The organism is Sulfurimonas sp., assembly GCF_041563035.1.
Lineage (GTDB): Bacteria > Campylobacterota > Campylobacteria > Campylobacterales > Sulfurimonadaceae > Sulfurimonas.
This window is the reverse complement of the sequence record NZ_JBFFNS010000008.1, coordinates 80,016-95,173: the sequence shown is the minus strand read 5'-3', so window position 1 is coordinate 95,173 and position 15,158 is coordinate 80,016. Positions and strand designations below refer to the sequence as shown.

Below are 15,158 nucleotides of genomic sequence, written 5' to 3'. Positions count from 1 at the left end.
TTTGCAGTTGTTGCAGATGAAGTTCGTAAACTTGCCGAGCGTACTCAAAAAGCTACAAGTGAAGTAGAGATTACAGTACAGAGTCTAAAACAAAACACTCAGGAAGTTCATGAACACTCTAAAGCTATGGAAGAGTTGTCTACAAGCTCAAATGAACAAATGGATATTTTTCAAGATAGAATGCGAGAGCTTTCACAAAACTCACAAATAATTTCGATGGAAAATAAAGATGTAACTTACGCTATCTTTATGGTTCTTAGTAAACTTGATCATCTGCTCTTTAAAGCAAATGGCTACAAAACAGTCTTTAGTGGTGAGGCTCAAGGTCACTTTGCTGCAGACACAGAGTGTAGACTTGGTAAATGGTATTTTGAGGGAGCCGGTAAAGAAAAGTTCGGCAACTGTTCAAGCTACTATAAAATGGCTGAGCCTCATAAAGCAGTTCATGACAACATCAAAAAAGCAGTTGAATGTGTTAAAGCTAACACATGTACACAAGAGTCTAAAAATGTAATGACTTACTTTAACAATGCAGAAAAAGCTAGTCAACAGGTCGTTGAGCTACTATCTAATATGCTTCAAGAAGAAAAAGCCACTAGACATAAAGGCAACTAAACTCTTCTTGAGTTTAGTCCCTTTGTAATAGCTTCATTTATCTCTTTTTTATAGTCTGGATTCAATCTTCCCAATTCTCTGTCAAACTTTACAACTATGTCTTTGTTTGTGTTTGGGTGCCTGCATATTGTAAATAAAATATCCATATAGATATCAAAATCAGGGTGTGCTCTGAGTCCAAGTTTTTCATGAACTATACCATGATACTTTATGACAAGTTCTAAAGCTTCTTGTAGTTCTTTTGTGGTTGATTTTTTCTTTTTTATAATTGATCTTAAATATTCTAAGTCAGTATTTGGAGGACGTTGAGCTACTACTATTGGAGTTGCTTCTTTAGACTCAGTTTTTTCTTTTTTTCTATTAGATGGCAAAAATAACAAGAATATCAAAAGGGCTAAAACTATAACCAAGCCCATAATAGATTTCAGTAGTAATGTTATTTCCATAACGAATGGCCTTATTAATTGTTTTGTTCAAGTATTATATCGGTAAAAACTAGTTTTGACTTTAAATGGTGGACAGCTAGGGATTCGAACCCTAGATAGGTTACCCTATACCCGCGTTCCAGGCGAGCGCCTTCGACCACTCGGCCAGCTGTCCATTTTGTAGGTTGTGATTTTACCCTTATCATTCTTAAAAGTACACTAAACTTTCATCTTTCTTTATAACTATTATATACATATATTTCAATCATTTTTTATAAGCTAAAGTATAGACACTATTATGTAAAATAAAATCAAATCTATTCTTTTAATAAAGTTAATAATTTTTAAATTTACACTCTGGTGTTGATGCTGATTAACATGGAAAATATGGGCTAAAACTAAACTACCTAGAGGAATTTGTTTCCATATTTCACTTTAGTTTTAATAATATTAAGATAATATTTCATTATAATTTTTATAAAGGGTTTAAGTGTTAAGCATCGCTTCATTTTTAAAACTGTTAAAAGAGTCTTTTAGAGACTTATTACCAATCATACTTGTAATTATGTTCTTCCAGTTAGCAATTATTCAAACCGTACCGGAAAACTGGTTGAGTACAGCTATTGGTTTGGCTATTGTTGGTGTTGGTCTTGCTGTATTTCTTCTAGGTCTAGAAGTTGGAATCTTCCCAGTAGGTGAAGGTTTAGCTAGCGAGTTTGCGAGAAAAGGCTCTACAAAATGGATAATTATTTTTGCCTTTATGATAGGTTTTGGTACTACTGTTGCAGAACCTGCTCTTATCGTTATTGCACAAAAAGCGGCCAGCATTAGTGACGGAAGGATTGATGCAAATACTCTTAGGATTGTTGTTGCATTTTCTGTTGGTTTTGCCATAGTTTTAGGTGTTTGGAGGATTATTAAAGGTCATCCAATACACTACTACATCATTGCCGGATACGTCATGGTTGTTACAGCTACTGCCTTCTCACCTAAAGAGATTGTTGGTCTTGCATATGACTTAGGTGGTGTTACCACTTCAACTGTAACCGTTCCTCTAGTCGCCGCGCTAGGTATTGGTCTGGCATCTACTATTAAAGGTAGAAACCCGGTTTTAGACGGTTTTGGACTAATCGCTTTTGCATCTCTTACTCCTATGATATTCGTACAGTTTTACGGTATCGCTGTATATGAGTTTATCGAAGTAAGTGCTTCTCTTGCTGCACCTGTTATAGAAGTAGCTAAGACTCCTGCTGTTTTTGATTTTAAGATTCTTGATATTTTAAAAGGTTTCGTTGGCGTAGTTATAGATGTTGTTCCCATTTTAGCTGTAATTGTATTTTTTCAATATGCCATCCTTAAAAAACCTATTGATAATTTAAAAGAAGTAATCATTGGTTTTGGACTGGTTATTATCGGTTTAGATGCTTTCATCGTCGGTTTAGAGATGGGTCTATTCTCAGTCGGTGAAACTATGGCTTTTGAGCTGACTCAGTATGATAACAACATCATCATATACTCGTTTGGTTTCCTGATAGGTTTTTCGACTACCATGGCTGAGCCTTCTCTAACTGCTATTGCAAAAAAAGCAAAAGAGATAAGTGACGGTAAGATAAATGACTTCGTCCTTCGTCTTTTTGTCGCACTTGGTGTTGCTATAGGTATCTCTCTGGGAGCTTATCGTATTGTTGTCGGTGGAGAGATCGTTTACTACATCATGGCAGGTTACTTATTTGTTATAGTTCTTACTTTTATGGCACCAAAATATATCGTACCAATCGCTTATGACAGTGGCGGGGTTACAACTTCAACAGTAACTGTTCCTTTAGTTGCTGCTCTTGGTCTTGGACTTGCTACAAATATTCCTGGGCGTGATCCGCTTATAGATGGGTTTGGTCTTATTGCCTTCGCATCACTCTTCCCAATGCTAACAGTAATGTTATATGGTATCATAACAGAGAAGATCGGGGTTAAAGGTGAGCACGAGCTTGAAGAGTTACACATGGATGAACTTCGTCAAGCGATTGAGCATGCCAACGATATGGGACTCTCAACTGTACAGATTCATGGAACAGGGCAGAGACACTCATACAAAATGCCTTTCTCTGCCGTTCACATTATAGTACCTAGAAAAAATCAGGATAAAGCACTTATTGCTGCTCGTGATGCAGGTGCAGGTGGAGTTACAATCATGGATGCTCACGGCATGGGTCTAAATGAAATGGACAATTTTTACAACCGTCTTCACAGTGACCCAACAGATGTAAATCTTATGTTTATAGTCCCGACTAAGAAAGTTGACAATATTATTTTTAGTGTCATGCATAAACTTGATATTGTCGGTCGAGGAGATGGAATATCTTATTCATATCCTATCTCACACCTTAAAGGGTTAACCTTAAAAAGTAGCGATTTATGACATACAGTTTTTCAAACATATTTCACAGCGACTGTGAAGAGATCTTAGATGAGTTTATAGACAAATATACTTCTTGCGTAAACACTTACAGCGATGAAAAAGCATTTGTTGTTCGTGATTACTACAAAGAGATTCTGACTATATTGAAATCTGGTTTCAAAAAAGATGAACTTCTTTCAATGTTTGAAAAACTGGCAAAATATAAAATATCTTTAGACGTTCCATATATATTAATGGTGAACGAAATCAATGCTTTAAAAAATGTACTTATAGGTAAAATGAGTGAACAAGAGATAAGCTCTAGCATCATGCATGTACTCTCTTTGTTTAAAGATATTAACAACAAAGTTGCACATATTTATCTAAATGAGTATGTAAATGAACTTTTAAGACTAAATACTCTACGTATAACATCTCTGTCTGACTTGTTAGAAAAAAACATCATCTCTCACTATGAATCTCATCTTTTATGGCTCACAAAACTTGCACGTCATATTAAAGATGAAGACATAGAAAATTTTCCGCAGCTGGATGATAAACTATGTGATTTCGGAAAGTGGTTACAAACAGATGCTAAAAACGTAATCCAAAACAACTCAAAATATAAGACTATAGATGCTCTTCATAATAACCTGCATCTCTTTGCAAAAAAGATACATTCACATCTTGGTGACTCTGAGCACCACATACAAATAACTTATTTGGAAAAGTGTGAACTAATCTCACTTAGTATCGGTACAGAGTTAGCTCTTATAGATAACGTTATTATGAACAAAAGAGTGACTAAGGACACTTTAACTGGTGCACTCAACCGTAATGGTCTTAGAAATGTTTTTGAGAGCCAGTATGAGCTCTCACTGGCTACTAGCAACCCTTTTGTACTTGCCGTATGTGATCTTGACCTTTTTAAGAAGATAAATGATACTCACGGTCATGTTGCAGGAGATAAAGTTCTTAAAAGCTTTGTGGATGTGGCAAAGAAATATATTCGCAACTCCGATCTAATCATCCGTTATGGAGGAGAAGAGTTTGTTATCATTCTTCCTGCTGTAAGCAAAGTAAAAGGTCTTGAAGTTTTAGAAAAGATTTGTAGAAATTTCGAAAAGACTACTTTAGAGTTTGAAGGTAAAGATTTAAACGCTACGGTCAGTATTGGGATGATAGAAGTAAAACCGGAGAAAGCATTCAAGAGCTCCTTCATAGATGAGTACATTATGATCGCAGATCAAAAACTATACACAGCCAAGCACAGTGGTAGAAACAGAGTGGAGTGCTCTTAAGAGCACCTCTCAAGTTTAACTATTTAGTGTAGAAGATCGCTGTAGTCAAACTTATTTGTGTTGATATAGTACTTTTTACCAACCGTGACTATTCTACTATCTTTTTTAGCTGCTTTTTTAAATCTATCTTTTATTTTTTGACTCTTTTTCTCTGTGTAATTTCCATCTTTTAAATACTTTTTCAAAGATATCAAATCACTTGATTGTTTTAGAGATGAGGGTTCTGCAGACTCTATCTCTGCTTCAACAAGCTCTTGGCTCTCAACAATCAACTCTTCAGTTGGAGCGTTTAATAAAAACTTCGAAGATATAGCATTGAGTATATTTTTTAACTGCTCATCTTTGTCTTTATATATCTTCTCTATTCTGATTCTCTCTTGAACGAGCATCTGCTCTTTTTGTTCTCTTAGAGTCTTTGTCTCACCTTCAAGCTTGTCAACTTTTTGCTGAAGTTTCTCATTTTGCTCTTCTAAAAGTTTGTAGTATCTAGAATCCGGCTCGTGAGCCACTTTAGTGTTAGCTCGTTTTGGAGCTTGTTTATTGGCAGGAGAAGAAGAGTCTTCTTTTAAAAGAACATACTTGACACCATCTTCCATTACACTCTCTAAAGAACCTCTTCTAATGCGATTATGAATCGCCTCTTTAGATACTCCAAGTCTTAACGCTGCATCTGATATACTCATTTTAGACATATATAACCCTTTATCTCATATTTTCAAAAACTAATGGAGCTTCCCACTCACCTTCACGGATCTCTTTCATAACCTTTTGCAAATCATCAAGTTTTGCACCCTTAACTCTTATAGCATCACCTTCTATCTGTGCATTTACTTTAAGCTTCATTTTTTTAATTTCTGCAGTTATTTTTTTAGCTTCTTTTGACTCTATATAATCAACAACTTTAAAAGTCATCTTTCTATTGTTTCCTGATGAGTCTTCCACACGAAGTTCTTCTAGAACTTTAGACGATAGACCCTGTTTTAAAAACTTAGAGACCACTATATCTTTTAAAGCATCCAGTTTATTATCACTAGATGCAATTAAAACTAAAAGTTTCTCTTTCTCTTTGAAACTAACTTCGTAAGTTGTACCCTTAAAGTCATAACGATTAGCCACTTCTTTATCAACCATATTGATAGCATTTTTAAAATTTTGCATATCTATCTTTGCACTTATATCAAATGAATGTTCTTTTGCCATTACCAAGCCCTTTAAAAATAATAACAACGATTATAACATATTTATAATCTTGTTATAGTAGTTGCAACAATATCACGTTTTTGCACGTAAACCGTAATTAATATGATATACTTTTCTCCATGCATATAATAAATACGAATAAGTTGAAAAGAAAATATCTTCTTCTTCTAGGCATTATTTTTTTTATTGCCTTTGTCATAAGGGTTTATTATGATGTAAAACATCATGAATTTATGATAAATACTAAAACAAGTGAGCTTCATAAGCAAGCACTCTTGCACTATGAAGATATGATCGTAAATCTTGAAGATAAATATATATCAATCAGTGCCCAGTTTATGAATATGGATAAGACTTATGAGTTTATCAAAAATAGAGATAAAGATGGGCTTTATAACTACCTTATACACGACTACGAAGAATTAATAAAATCAAATCCAGACCTTCATGTGATGCACTTTTTAGATACTAAAAGCACTACCGTTTTACGTATGCACAAACCTTCAAGTTATGATGATGACCTAACCACCATTCGTCCCATTGTTGCAAAGACAAACAAAGATAAAAAAACTTATTTTGGATTTGAGGCAGGTAAAAATGGAATAACTTATCGTATTACAGCTCCGTTTATCAGTAGAGACAGAGAACATCTAGGGGTTTTGGAGTTTGGAATAAAGCCACAATATTTTGCAAACAAACTCAATAACTTACTTCATGTAGAATCTGAAGTACTAATTAAAACTTCTACAATGAAAAACTTATCATATAAAACAGAGTTTGAAAATATGGGAGATTTTTCTGTAATTACAAAAGAATCCATTTTTAAAAGTATTCGAAGCCAAATAGATCTAAGTAAAAAAGAGCAGATCATACAGAACAAAAGTAAAACATATATTCTCTTTAACGACCTATGTCTAAAAAACTATAAAGATGAAATTGTCGGTAAAGTTATAATCGCAAAAGACATAACAAAAGCGGTCATTGAAAACAGAAACTCTCTTTTAATACTAAACAGCACAAGCTTCATAATATTGCTGACATGCTACATACTGATTTACTTCATTTTCACACACTACTCCAAGAGACTCATAAATGCATATGAAAATATACAAGAGTTAGAAATAGCCGTTGATACAGATGCACTGACAGGCGTACACAGCAGAACATCTCTGGAGACTTTTTTAGCTACCCAAGTAAATGATAAAGATGAATATGCACTTATATTTCTTGACATTGACAATTTTAAGAAGATCAATGATACTTATGGTCATGATGTTGGTGATACCATACTAAAAGAGCTGACTAGTATAATATCTAGGACAATAAGAGTTGATGATCTTTTTGCAAGATGGGGTGGAGAAGAGTTTGTTATTGTTTTAAAAACAAACTCTTTGAAAAACGCAGTCAAAATCACCCAAAAAATAAGAGAAAGTATAAATTCAAATCTATTTCACAGCAGCATACGCGTAACATGTAGTTTTGGTGTTACCATGATTGATATTCCGGATAACTTGGATTTAGTCATCCGAAGAGCTGACAAGCTCCTCTATGATGCTAAAGATGCAGGTAGAGACTGTATTAAATCAGGACGTTAGAAAGTAGGACTTCCATCAAACAAACCACCAAATCCACCACCAAAAGAAGAGGCAAAATTTGGATCACTGTATCCACTCATCGCAGACTTTGAACGAAGTTTTTCTATATCCGCTTTACTAGAGATATCTTGTGGACAAACTAAAGTACACTCATTACACAGTGTACAATCCCAGATGCCGTTTGTTTGAATAGTATTTATTTTTTCACTAGAATCTTTCTCTCTAACATCACTCACATATCTCCAAACACGAGTAAGTGAAAAAGGTCCTATAAACTCTTCATTTACCGCATATACCGGGCAGGCACTGTAGCATGAACCGCAAAGGATACAGTCACTCTGAATCTCGTTAACTTTTTCATTTTCTTGAGTTAGGTTTGTTGATGGACTTAGTGAGTTTTGCCAAGCTTTTGCTTTTGCATTAAACGAGTAAGCCCTGTCCATATCTACAACAAGATCACGAATAACAGGAGAGTTTTTCATAGGTTCTACAAGGTCACCATCTTGCACTTTATATGCACATGCTAAAACTTCTCTACCGTTTACTCTCATAGAACAGCTTCCACAAACACTACTTCTACAACCGCTTGCATATGTTAGCGATGAATCTTGTTTTGTTTTAATCTCATTTAGAACTTCTAATAGAGTCACATCTTGCATCTGTACTTCATACTCTAAAACAGCCTCTGAAACTTGTGGCTCTGTTGCGTATCTTGCTACTCTGATTTTCATGATCTACTCCATAAAGTCTGCACAAAGCACACTGTCTTCTTTCCAAGTTATCGTATGAGCCTTATACGCCTTATCGTTCTCTTGGGGGATATCACTTCTATAGTGAGCACCCCGACTCTCATTTCTACTGATCGCACATACTAAAATGATCTCACTAAGTTCAACCATATTTCCAAACTCGATAAACTCGACTAGGTTAGTGTTATAGACTTTAGACTTATCTTTTGGTCCCATAAAAGGAACTTCTCTTTGAATTTGACGAATAGCACCAAGAACAGCTTTAAGACCCATATCATCTCTTGAAATACCTGCATTGTTATAAAAAATATTTCCAATAAATTCGCGCTTCTCATAGAAATCTATCTGATTTGTAAAGTGTTTTACACCTGTAACAAAGTTTTTAGCACTTTGCGTTTGTGCAGATGAGTCTATCTCTTTATCAAAAGTTTTTGCATATTCAGCCGCATTTTTTCCAGCTTCACGTCCAAAGACTATAAGTTCTAAAAGAGAGTTTCCACCAAGACGGTTTGCACCGTGGACTTTATGGTTTGCACACTCACCTACTGCATAAAGACCCTTTATCTTGGTTCTTGAGTTTTTATCTACTTCTATTCCACCCATAGTGTAGTGAGCAACTGGTTTTATAGGAATCAGGTCATGTACCGGATCTACATTTTCATAAAGTTTTGCAAGCTTTCTCTCTTGAGGAAGCTCTTCATCTATAAACTCTTCACCTAAGTGACGAATATCTAAAAATATATCTTCGCCTCTTTGAATCTCATCGTTTATAGCGCGAGCCACCTCATCACGCGGTAAGAGTTCATTTGTAAATCTCTCACCCTTAGAGTTTAAAAGATACCCACCTGCACCTCTGGCACTCTCAGAGATGAGTATAGATGAGTTTTTAAGTGCCGTTGGATGGAACTGTACAAATTCCATATCACTTAGTCTTGCACCAGCTCTTATGGCTGCTGCAATCCCATCACCAGTTGAACCTGTTGAGTTAGTAGAGTGCTTGTCGTAGATGCGAGCATAACCGCCGGTTGCGATTATTACAGATGCAGCTTCATAAGTCTCTACTTCTCCTGTTCTTATGTTTAAAACTGTAGCACCACCGATGTAAGCATCTGCTTTATCTGGAGTTTGAGTTATATAGTTTAATAAGTATCTCTCATTAAGTATCTCGATGCCAAGACTCATACATCTATCATAAAGTGTATGAAGTATTTTTAGACCTGTATAGTCTTGCGCATAACAAGCACGAGGCGCAGATGCACCTCCTAGAGTTCTTTGAGCTATCTTCGCATCTTTTGTACGAGAGAAACATACGCCTATGCTATCAAGCCACTCTACAGCTTCCGGTGCGCTCTCACATAGAAGTCTTACGGCTTCTTCATTTGCTATACCGTGTGCAGATTTGAGAGTATTTTGAACATGTGCCTCAACACTGTCTTCGCCCGCATTACCTAAAGCTGCATTGATACCGCCTTGAGCCATGCTGGTTTGACTTCTTGTTGGATATTCTTTTGTTATTACTCTAACTTTAGCACCACTCTCATGAGCATTTATAGCAGCGACTAAACCTGCTCCACCTGCTCCAATTATTAAAACATCATTTCTCATTCACACACCAATACTTAAAAATTTCCAAATTCTACTCTTTAGGACTTAAAAAAGATTTTAAAACTTTATATAGTCCATTATTATCAATCTTATCTCCGTCCAACATATTATATATCTTCTGATTGAATCTTTATAACAAAGACTGCACCATCTTTATTGTTATGGGCATTTATACTGCCATTATGGTAGTCCTCAATAATATTTTTTGACATATAGAGTCCTAAGCCTGTGCCGTTCTTTTCTAATTTAGTCGAAAAATATGGATCAAATATATGAGATATGATAGTCTCATCGATTCCACCTGCATTATCACTAATCTCTATAATAGAATAGTTACCTTTATCGTAACTTTTAAGTCTTATTCGTGCATTTTCAATATTTTTATTTATTAACTGCTCTTTTGCATTACTTAATATATTTAATATCACTTGCATGAATTCATTCTCATGCAATCTTAATAGCAACTCTGAATGTAGATCAAGACTAAGTCTAACGTTATTCACATCCATACTGTCTTCAACTAGATTACACGCTTTAATTATTACATTATCCAAACGCATGACTTCTGATTTTTTATTTGGTTTATAAAAATCACTGAAGTCTGAGATTATTTGACTTAAGTTTTGAGTATTTGCACCTATTTTATCAAGCTTTTGATGCATAAACTCTAAAAACTCTTTTCTTTGCCCTTCATCGCTTAAATCATACTTTTCAAGCTCTATTGCCATTCTAATGGCTATCTGCATAGCCGATATAGAACTAAGTGGCTGTTTCCACTGATGAGCAATCATACTAAGCATCTCACCCATTTGAGCCAAGCGAGACTGGTGCACAAGATAAGCATCTTTTTTTACTATCTCGCCAACTGCATCTGCAATCTTGGACTCCAACGATCTGTTTAACTCTACTAGTTCTTTTTGCAAAGTCTCGAGCTCATTGTTTTTCTTTTTTAGAAGATATTGTCTATATAAAAAAACAGTTCCAAGCACAAACATAAAAATCAAAATCTTTTTTACGTACTCAAAATCAGTAGCATTTGTGTAGTTAATGGATACCCACTCATTTAAAACTTTTTGAATATCTTGAGGGTTTAGATTTTTTGCAATTTTTTCAAATATCCCAAAGAGGATTTCATCATCGTACCTAACACCAAAACTAATCTTCGCACTATCTTCAAACTGTCCGGCAATTTTTAAATTTACTTTTGAATATTGTTGCATATAGTAGGCTGACGCCATCATAGCATCTATGTGTCCATAATATTTACCATTTTGAACACCCAAAAAGCCCTCTTTTCGAGAAGGAACAATATTTAGTTTTATATTCGGGTACTTTTCACGCAGGGTCTCGATAAATGAAAATCCCTTAACTATTGAAAACTCTTCATCTAAGACGGTATTGATATCCAATATATAATTTTTTGTATTGTCAGTAACAATAACTAATTGGTCTTCAAAATATGGGCTTGTAAAATTAAGATACTTCTTTCTTGAAGAGGTAGCTTCAATAATTGGCATTAAATCACACTCTCCTTTTTCGGCTCTTTGCAATGATTCACTCCAAGAATCTGTCTTAATTAGCTTAAATGGTGTGGATATATGCTTAGAAACTAGTTTAAGTATACCTTCACCTATTCCTATAAATGCACCATTTTCTATCGTGCTGTAAGGTAAGAGTGATGGTATAACACAAATACTTATTTCTTTTTTACTTTTGAGATAATTATGTTCTTTTTTAGTGATGATCTTTGAAGCACTGTCAAATATAAACTCATGTATATCTAGAGAATTTTTTGCAAGTCCCATAATTTTATATACATCATATATTCTAAGTACTTTTTTCTCACTGATGTCTCCGAGTTTTACATCATCTGCAAAGGCAAGTTTTTTTAACTCTTTTGCTTCAAAAAGAAGAGCATCTATGGTTTTATTTTGAGGATTATATTTTTCATGTATTAACTTTACCGTTTCATCGATGTTGTCAAATGCATACTGCCATCCTTTAAGAGAAGACTTTTTAAAGCTCTCCACTCTTTTAGGATTCTCTTGTAGCTCTTTTGCTGATGTAAAAAGCAAATCACTGTAAAAATCAAAACCTTCATTTTTTGGAGTGAATATCTTATATGGTATTCCTTTTTTTTCTAAAATATATAGCTCATTTGAAGTGTATCCGGCATAGAGATCAACTCTTCCGTCTAAGAGTTCTTCAAAGTTAAAGTTGTGTTCTTTAAATATCATCTCACTGTCATCCATACCACTTGACATTATCATAGCACGTATAGCTGCAGACTCAATTGCATTTTTCGTGAGCATAAATTTTTTATTAGCAAAATCTTTCACACTGTTAATATTTGAAGATTCCAGACTTACTAACATAAATGGAGATGATTGAAATATGGCAGATAACAGAACTACATCTTTACCTTCTGAACGTGACTTTATCAGACTTGATCTGCCAACACCAAAAGTAGATCTTCGGCTAAGAACTTCATCAACTGTATTCATTCTGTATTTAAATTTTTTGATTTCTACATCTAGACCAACATCTTCGTAAAAACCTTTCTCTTTTGCCATATAATATCCGGCAAATTGGAACTGGTCTAACCACATAAGTTGCAGAGAGACTCTATCTAAAGGTTTCTGAGATGCAAGTATTGAAGATATAAAAATTAGTAATAATAAAAGCGTTTTCATGATACCAATTATACCACAAGAGTCAAAAAGTAATATCTAGCAATTCTAAGGCTACCCGCTACTATAACAAACCAAACAAACTTAAGTCTAAGAACACCTGCAACAAGGGTTAGTGGATCTCCAATAACCGGTAACCAAGTAAAAAGAAGTATAAAGTAGCCGTACTTATGTCCATATTCCAAACTCCTGGTACCTGTTTTTGAAAGTTCCAGTTTTGTTTTTGTTTTCTCATAGAGCCAATAGCCAAGCCAATAATTCACAATAATTGCCAAGATATTTCCACTTGATGCAAAAATCATAGCATTTAATATGGGCATGTCGTTTGCCAAAGCAGCTACAAATGCTACTTCGGATGAAAAAGGGAAGATTGTGGCTGCCAAAAAGGCAGAAAAGAAAAGAGCTACTTCAGTGATGAAATATTCTCTACTACAGATGCAATAAGAGTATCTCTAGCTTCAACGGATGCCCAAGCGATGTGGGGCGTAATATAGAGATTTTCTTTGTTCTTCACAGAAGATAGTGGATGATTTGGAATCATCGGTTCGCGTGTTAGGACATCAAGACCAAAAGATATATTTTTCTCATCGATTATCTTTGCAATAGCCTCTTCATTGACGATACCACCGCGTCCAAGGTTTAAAACAATAGCTCCATCTTTACAAGTTAACAACTGTTCATAATCTAAAAGATTGTTTGTTTTGTCATTAAGAGGTGCATGTATAGAGATGATGTCACAACTCTTTAAAAGCTCATCTATTGTTGCACGTTGAAAGTCTTCAGTTCTGTTTACTCCGCTTGTAGAGTAGTAGGAAACTTCGGCTCCAAAAGCAGTTGCGATATTTGCGACACCGCGACCGATTGAACCAAGACCTATTATTCCCCACTTTTTACCTTTGACTTCAAAAAATGATTTTGACATATTTGTAAAAACAGGACTCTTTGAGTATGCTCCACTCTTTACGTACTCATCATAATATTTTGAATGAGTCATTAGATAAAAGAGCATTGAAAAAGTATGTTGGATAACTGAGTCAGTGGAATATCCGGCTACATTCTTTACTTCTATATTACGTTTTGAAGCCGCTTCTAGGTCAATATTATTCATACCAGTAGCAGCAATACAGATAAGTTTTAAACTTGGAGCATCAGCCATAAACTGATCACTTATAACAACTTTGTTAGTTACAATGACATCTGCATCTGCTATACGTTCTTGTACTTGATCTGGGGAGGTAGTTTGATGGACTACAACTTCTCCCAAAGAATCAAATGAGCTTAAATCAGTGTCTCCAAATGTAAGAGCATCGAGAAGAACGATTTTCATCTACGCATCCCTTACTTTTTCTATCAGTTCACGTGATTTTTCAAGTGCTTTCTCAACCTCATCAAAAACAAGAGCAACAGCAAGTCTTCTTCCCTCATGTGCTTCCGGTTTTGAGAAAACTCTTACAAAAGAGTTGTCACTAAACAGAGAGTCATCTACATCTACCACAGGAGCAAAGTTATGCTTAGTTGATTTAAATGCAGCAGATGCCCCGTCTCCATAAAATGTAAACCCAAGAGGCAGACCAAGAACAGCTCTTAGATGCAAAGCAAACTCACTTTGAGACTGAGTAATAAGAGTAACCATTCCAGTATCATGTGGACGAGGACTTACTTCTGAGAAATACACTTCATCGCCCTTGATGAAAAGCTCTACACCAAAAAGTCCACGACCGCCAAGACCATCAGTAATAGTCTTAGCCATATCTTGTGATTTTTGCTTTGCAACTTCACTCATCTGCATCGGCTGCCAAGAAAATACATAGTCACCGTCTCTTTGCTCATGACCTATCGGCTCACAATAAACTGTCTCTTTACCGTTTCTTGCAGTAAGCATAGTAATCTCATAATCAAAATCAACAAACGCTTCGACGATTAACTCACTAGCATCTCCACGAGCTTCTTTTGCAATCTCCCAAGACTTAGAAACATCTTCTTCACACTTCAGTACACTTTGACCATGACCCGAAGAACTCATAACAGGTTTGATAACACAAGGATATCCCATACGCTTAGATGCTTCTCTAAGTCCATCTTCAGTTGTTACAAACTCATAAGGACCAGTTTTAAGTCCTAAAACTTCTGCTGCAAAGGTACGGATATTTTTGCGGTTCATCGTCTTACTGACTGCAGATGCATTTGGTATTACGTTATAGCCTTTATCTTCTGCTGCAAAAAGAGCATCAATGGAGATAGCTTCGATTTCAGGAAGGATATAGTCAGGTTTTTCACGATAGATAATCTCTAAAAGAGCATCTTTGTCTTGCATATTTACAACATAAGAGCGGTGAGCAACATGGTGAGCAGGTGCATTTTGATATCTGTCAACAGCTACGACTTCAAGACCTAATCTTTGAGCTTCTATAGCTACTTCTTTACCTAGTTCGCCAGAACCTAGTAACATTACTTTTTTTGAGTTTGATTTAAGGGGAGCGGAGAATTGCATGAAAATTCCTAATGTAAAATATTAAAGGAATTATATCGTAATGAGTTTAAAAGAAAAAAAAGTGAAGCTAAAGGAATTACGTTCCTTTAGCG

At 35.2% G+C, this 15,158-nt stretch carries 13 protein-coding genes and 1 tRNA gene; 4 read left to right on the top strand and 10 right to left on the bottom strand.

Annotation, left to right across the window (positions count from 1 at the left end; all coding sequences use genetic code 11):
* A partial coding sequence (locus ABZC13_RS07465) for a CZB domain-containing protein (RefSeq protein ID WP_373001916.1) occupies positions 1–615 on the top strand: 615 nt, incomplete at its 5' end.
* Here ABZC13_RS07465 and ABZC13_RS07460 read toward each other — a convergent pair.
* Together ABZC13_RS07460 and ABZC13_RS07455 are read right to left on the bottom strand one after the other, a co-directional pair.
* Positions 612–1,061, bottom strand: coding sequence for a hypothetical protein (locus ABZC13_RS07460; RefSeq protein WP_373001914.1), 450 nt, complete (start codon positions 1,059–1,061; stop codon positions 612–614). The two genes, ABZC13_RS07465 and ABZC13_RS07460, sit on opposite strands and share 4 nt — an antisense overlap.
* Positions 1,062–1,127: 66 nt before the next feature.
* Positions 1,128–1,215, bottom strand: a tRNA-Ser gene (locus ABZC13_RS07455).
* Between the two features lie 315 nt (positions 1,216–1,530).
* On the opposite strand from ABZC13_RS07455, the gene ABZC13_RS07450 reads away from it, so the two are divergent.
* Both ABZC13_RS07450 and ABZC13_RS07445 read left to right on the top strand, forming a co-directional pair.
* Complete coding sequence (locus ABZC13_RS07450; RefSeq protein ID WP_373001912.1) at positions 1,531–3,456, top strand: DUF1538 domain-containing protein; 1,926 nt, start codon at positions 1,531–1,533, stop codon at positions 3,454–3,456.
* On the top strand, positions 3,453–4,736 hold the full coding sequence (locus ABZC13_RS07445) for a diguanylate cyclase (protein ID WP_373001910.1): 1,284 nt from the start codon (positions 3,453–3,455) through the stop codon (positions 4,734–4,736). The genes ABZC13_RS07450 and ABZC13_RS07445 overlap by 4 nt, the downstream gene beginning before the upstream one ends.
* A 23-nt stretch (positions 4,737–4,759) precedes the next feature.
* Here ABZC13_RS07445 and ABZC13_RS07440 read toward each other — a convergent pair whose 3' ends face one another.
* On the bottom strand, positions 4,760–5,428 hold the full coding sequence (locus ABZC13_RS07440) for a DNA-binding protein (protein WP_373001908.1): 669 nt from the start codon (positions 5,426–5,428) through the stop codon (positions 4,760–4,762).
* Positions 5,429–5,438: 10 nt separating this feature from the next.
* Positions 5,439–5,936, bottom strand: a complete 498-nt coding sequence (locus tag ABZC13_RS07435) for a YajQ family cyclic di-GMP-binding protein (protein WP_373001906.1) — start codon at positions 5,934–5,936, stop codon at positions 5,439–5,441.
* 143 nt (positions 5,937–6,079) lie between these two features.
* Here ABZC13_RS07435 and ABZC13_RS07430 point away from each other — a divergent pair, with 143 nt between their 5' ends.
* Positions 6,080–7,531, top strand: coding sequence for a diguanylate cyclase (locus ABZC13_RS07430; RefSeq protein ID WP_373001904.1), 1,452 nt, complete (start codon positions 6,080–6,082; stop codon positions 7,529–7,531).
* Here ABZC13_RS07430 and ABZC13_RS07425 read toward each other — a convergent pair.
* The 6 genes from ABZC13_RS07425 to purT form a co-directional block, all read right to left on the bottom strand.
* Positions 7,528–8,262 carry a succinate dehydrogenase/fumarate reductase iron-sulfur subunit gene (locus ABZC13_RS07425; protein ID WP_373001902.1) on the bottom strand — a complete coding sequence of 245 codons (735 nt, stop codon included), beginning with the start codon at positions 8,260–8,262 and terminating at the stop codon, positions 7,528–7,530. The two genes, ABZC13_RS07430 and ABZC13_RS07425, sit on opposite strands and share 4 nt — an antisense overlap.
* A gap of 3 nt (positions 8,263–8,265) precedes the next feature.
* Entirely contained in the window at positions 8,266–9,885 is a 1,620-nt protein-coding gene (locus ABZC13_RS07420) for an FAD-dependent oxidoreductase (protein WP_373001900.1), read from the bottom strand.
* Between the two features lie 107 nt (positions 9,886–9,992).
* Positions 9,993–12,578 (bottom strand): ABC transporter substrate-binding protein, encoded by a 2,586-nt coding sequence (locus ABZC13_RS07415; protein WP_373001898.1) that lies wholly within the window; start codon positions 12,576–12,578, stop codon positions 9,993–9,995.
* 8 nt (positions 12,579–12,586) lie between these two features.
* Positions 12,587–12,958 carry a YqaA family protein gene (locus ABZC13_RS07410; protein ID WP_373001896.1) on the bottom strand — a complete coding sequence of 124 codons (372 nt, stop codon included), beginning with the start codon at positions 12,956–12,958 and terminating at the stop codon, positions 12,587–12,589.
* 20 nt (positions 12,959–12,978) lie between these two features.
* Positions 12,979–13,902 carry a D-2-hydroxyacid dehydrogenase gene (locus ABZC13_RS07405; protein ID WP_373001894.1) on the bottom strand — a complete coding sequence of 308 codons (924 nt, stop codon included), beginning with the start codon at positions 13,900–13,902 and terminating at the stop codon, positions 12,979–12,981.
* Positions 13,903–15,066 (bottom strand): formate-dependent phosphoribosylglycinamide formyltransferase, encoded by a 1,164-nt coding sequence (gene purT, locus ABZC13_RS07400; RefSeq protein ID WP_373001892.1) that lies wholly within the window; start codon positions 15,064–15,066, stop codon positions 13,903–13,905. It lies immediately after the preceding gene.
* Between the last annotated feature and the right edge of the window lie 92 nt (positions 15,067–15,158).